Origin of the sequence: uncultured Frigoribacterium sp. (genome assembly GCF_963515265.1) — a bacterium.
Lineage (GTDB): Bacteria > Actinomycetota > Actinomycetes > Actinomycetales > Microbacteriaceae > Frigoribacterium.
Window position 1 is genome coordinate 1 of record NZ_CAUPYL010000238.1, and the last position, 3,390, is coordinate 3,390.

The 3,390-nt window shown below is 75.1% G+C and carries 3 protein-coding genes; 2 read left to right on the plus strand and 1 reads right to left on the minus strand.

What is annotated here, in order from left to right; all coding sequences use genetic code 11:
• On the minus strand, positions 1 to 790 hold a 790-nt coding region (locus RWM17_RS13230; protein WP_314104402.1), incomplete at its 3' end, for an MFS transporter.
• Positions 791 to 1,123: 333 nt separating this feature from the next.
• Here RWM17_RS13230 and RWM17_RS13235 point away from each other — a divergent pair.
• Both RWM17_RS13235 and RWM17_RS13240 read left to right on the plus strand, forming a co-directional pair.
• Positions 1,124 to 1,261 (plus strand): hypothetical protein, encoded by a 138-nt coding sequence (locus RWM17_RS13235; RefSeq protein ID WP_166644753.1) that lies wholly within the window; start codon positions 1,124 to 1,126, stop codon positions 1,259 to 1,261.
• Between the two features lie 146 nt (positions 1,262 to 1,407).
• Positions 1,408 to 3,390 (plus strand): carboxypeptidase-like regulatory domain-containing protein (locus RWM17_RS13240; protein WP_314104405.1); only part of this gene is annotated, 1,983 nt, incomplete at its 3' end.

Sequence of the window (3,390 nt, forward strand, 5' to 3'; positions counted from 1 at the left end):
GGTCGGCAGGGCTCGGGGCGGCCGCCGCTCGCGATGCGGCGGCGGGCTCGGTCACGCCCGCCGCCTCCTCGAACGCGCGCACCGTCCGCTCGGCCTCGTCGTGCCGCCCCCTCGCCTCGAGGAACCGCACCGACTCGGGCATCCGCAGCCGCACGAACACGGCGTAGAGGGCCGGCAGCGCGCCGATCAGGAGCGCCCAGCGCCAGCCGTCGTCGCTCAGGGGGATCACCAGCCAGCCGACCAGCGCGGCGGCGACCGAGCCGAGGGCCCAGAACGCCTCGAGCAGCACGACGACACGGCCGCGGATGCGGCGGGGCGAGAACTCCGACACGAGGGTCGAGGCCACCGGCAGCTCGGCGCCGAGGCCGAGCCCGACCACGAAGCGGAGCACCAGCAGCGCCCCCACCGACCAGCTGAGGGCGCTGAGGCCCGTCGCGAGGCCGTAGACGAGCAAGGTCAGGGCGAACACCGTCTTGCGGCCGAGCCGGTCGGAGAGCGACCCGCCGACGGCCGCGCCGATCGCCATGCCCGCGAAGCCGGCCGAGGCGACGAACGCGAGGGCCCCCTTGTCGCTGCTCCACACGACCGCGAGCTGGGCGATGACGAACGACAAGAGTCCGACGTCGAGCGCGTCGAGGGCCCAGCCGAGGCCCGAGCCGACGAGCAGGCGCCCGTGCTTGCGGGTGAACGGCAGCTCGTCGAGCCGCTCGGTGCGCGTGGGCGGAGCGGGGGTGCCGGGCGTGGGCGCGGCAGGCGTTCCGGGCGTGGGGGTCGTGACGTCGTCGGTCATCGTGGTTCCTGGGCTGAGGACGGCACGACGCGGGGTCAGGGCGGCGTGGGCGCCGACGAGGAGCCCTCGGCGAGCGCGAGGCCGAGGTGCTGCGCGTCCTGCTCGGGCCCGGCGTCGCACCTGGGCGCGTCGACGTTCGGTCCACGCTACCGAGGGATCGGCGTGACCGCGACCGACCCGCGCGCGACCGTGGGACGGACCGCCCGGGTCGAGGGGCACGGACCGCGTCGTCGGTGCACGAGCCGTGAGAGTGCCCGGCGAGGGCAGGGCGGGGACGATGTGCCCGTAGGCTCCGCGCACCGGACCAGCTCGGTCCGAGACGGAGGCACCACCATGGCAGAGAAATCAGCGAAGAAGACCACCGCGAAGGTCGCAGTCCGCAGCCTCAAGGAGAAGCGCGCGGACAAGAAGGCCAAGAGCGGCACCGCGTCGCACTCCGAGGACGCGGTCTCGAACGTCAAGAAGCGCTAGACCGCCGGTCGGGGGACGTCACGGCGACGTGATCCCCCTGACCGCAGGGGCCTCTCGTGCTCGCGATCCGGCCAGCGGGTGACAAGCGGGCCCTTCGTGAAATAACCTCAGCCGGGGGCACCACGGCCCCCGTCTGGGAGGCCCGCATGCTCGACCGTTCCACCGCCCGTTCTGGCCGGACCTCGCGGCTGCCGCGTCGAGCCTCGCTCCGCGGCCTCGCCTCCGCCACCACCACCGGCGTCGTCGCCCTGGCCCTCGCCCTCGGGGGCGCGACCGGCGCCTCCGCCGCCCAGGGCTCGTCCTGGGGCGAGTTCCAGGTCTCCGGCTCGGCACGCGCCTACATCGGGACGATGACGCTGGCGGGCGGGTTCCCCGTCACGACCTTCACCTCGACCTCACGGCAGGCGACGGTCCCGAGCGGCTCGAGCACGTGGCAGGCGGCCTCGACGCCGCCCGGCGCCCAGTACGGCACCAGCCGCGGCCTGCCGTACCTGAACCAGCGGCCCTCACAGGACTCGCCGGCCGCGGCCGGCGCCGCCGTGACCACCTACTCGTTCGAGTCGGCCACGCCGTCGTCCGGCTGGTCGTTCGTGCTCGGCGACATCGACGCCGACCAGGCGACGATCACGGCCACGGGCGTCGGAGGCGCGGTCGTGACGGCGGCGCAGCTCGGCTTCCAGGGCACCTACAACTACTGCGCCGGCACGGGCACCCCGTCGTGCGACAGCGCCGGCACCGGCGACCAGCCGCGCTGGGACGCCGCCACGGCGACCCTGGTCGGCAACCCCTCCGCCGCCGACACCGAGGGCGCGGCCGGCTGGTTCAGCCCGAGCGTGCCGCTCGAGACGCTGACCATCACGTACCAGCAGCGCAGCGGGTTCCCCGTGTACCAGACCTGGTTCGCCACCAAGACGTTCAGCGCCTCGGGGACGGCGACCGTGGGCACGGGCGAGACGGCGACGCCGTACGCGGGCGCCCGCGTGACCGTGACGAACGCCGCGGGCGACGTCGTCGGGACGACGGAGACGGGCCCGGACGGGACGTACTCGTTCGGTGCCCTGGTCGCCGCTCCCGGCTACTCGGTGTCGATCGCCGCACCGGACGGCTCCGCTCCCGCCGCGGCCCTGCCCTTCTCCCTCGCCACTGCTGACCAGGGCGGGCTGGACTTCGCCTTCCCGACCGTCGTGGCGTCTCCGGCGATCGCCGTCCTCACCGGTGTCGTGACGGTCGACGGCCAGCGCGCCCCCGACCGCGTGGTCCAGCTCTTCGGGGACGGCGACACCGACCCGCTCGGGACGACGACGACCGGCGCCGACGGCACGTTCGAGTTCGCCGGGCTCGACCCCGACGGCCTGTACTCGGTCGTCGACGTGGCCTCGGGGACGGAGTTCAAGGCCATCGCGCCGGACGACCCCGACGCCGACGTGACCACCTTCTACGACGTCGACGCCCCGGCCCCGACGGTCGACGTCACCGGCACGGTCGCGAACGCCGACGGCACGCCCGCGGCGAACGAGACGCTCGACTTCATCCCGGTGCCCGACGAGGGCACCGCGCAGCCGACTGGCCCCGACGTGTCGGTGGTGACCGGTCCCGACGGCAGCTTCGAGGCCGGCGGGCTCACGCCCGGCGCCGACTACGTGGTCGTCGTCGGGGACGACGCCGAGCACCCCATCCCGTTCACGGCGCCCGAGCTGGGCGAGACGCCCGCGCCCTTCGTCCTCGTCGTGCCCACGGCCGCGGCCGTCGCCGTGGACGGCACGGTCGTCGACTCGGCCGGTGCACTCGCCCCCGGCGTCGTGGTGAGCGTCCTCCCGGTCGGCAGCGACGTGCCCGTGGCGACCGCCACCACCGACGCAGCCGGCCGCTTCGTGTTCGCCGACCTGATGCCCGGGACCACGTACCGCCTCGCGGTGACGGGCGCCGGAGACCCGACCGAGTTCGTCGCGTACGTCGACCGCACCCTGGGCACCTTCGCCCTGCTCGCCGCCGAGGTGCCCCCGGTCGAGCCGCCGGTCACCGACCCCGGTGCGGGAACGCCGAGCACGCCCCCCGCAGGCGGCGCAGGCAGCGGCGGGAACGACGCCGGCACGAGCACCGGCGCGGCCGGCGGTCGCGGGCCCCTCGCC

Bases quoted from the DNA above. Each gene is read 5' to 3' on its own strand.
- RWM17_RS13235 (WP_166644753.1), top strand. From the start codon at position 1,124: ATGGCAGAGAAATCAGCGAAGAAGACCACCGCGAAGGTCGCAGTCCGC.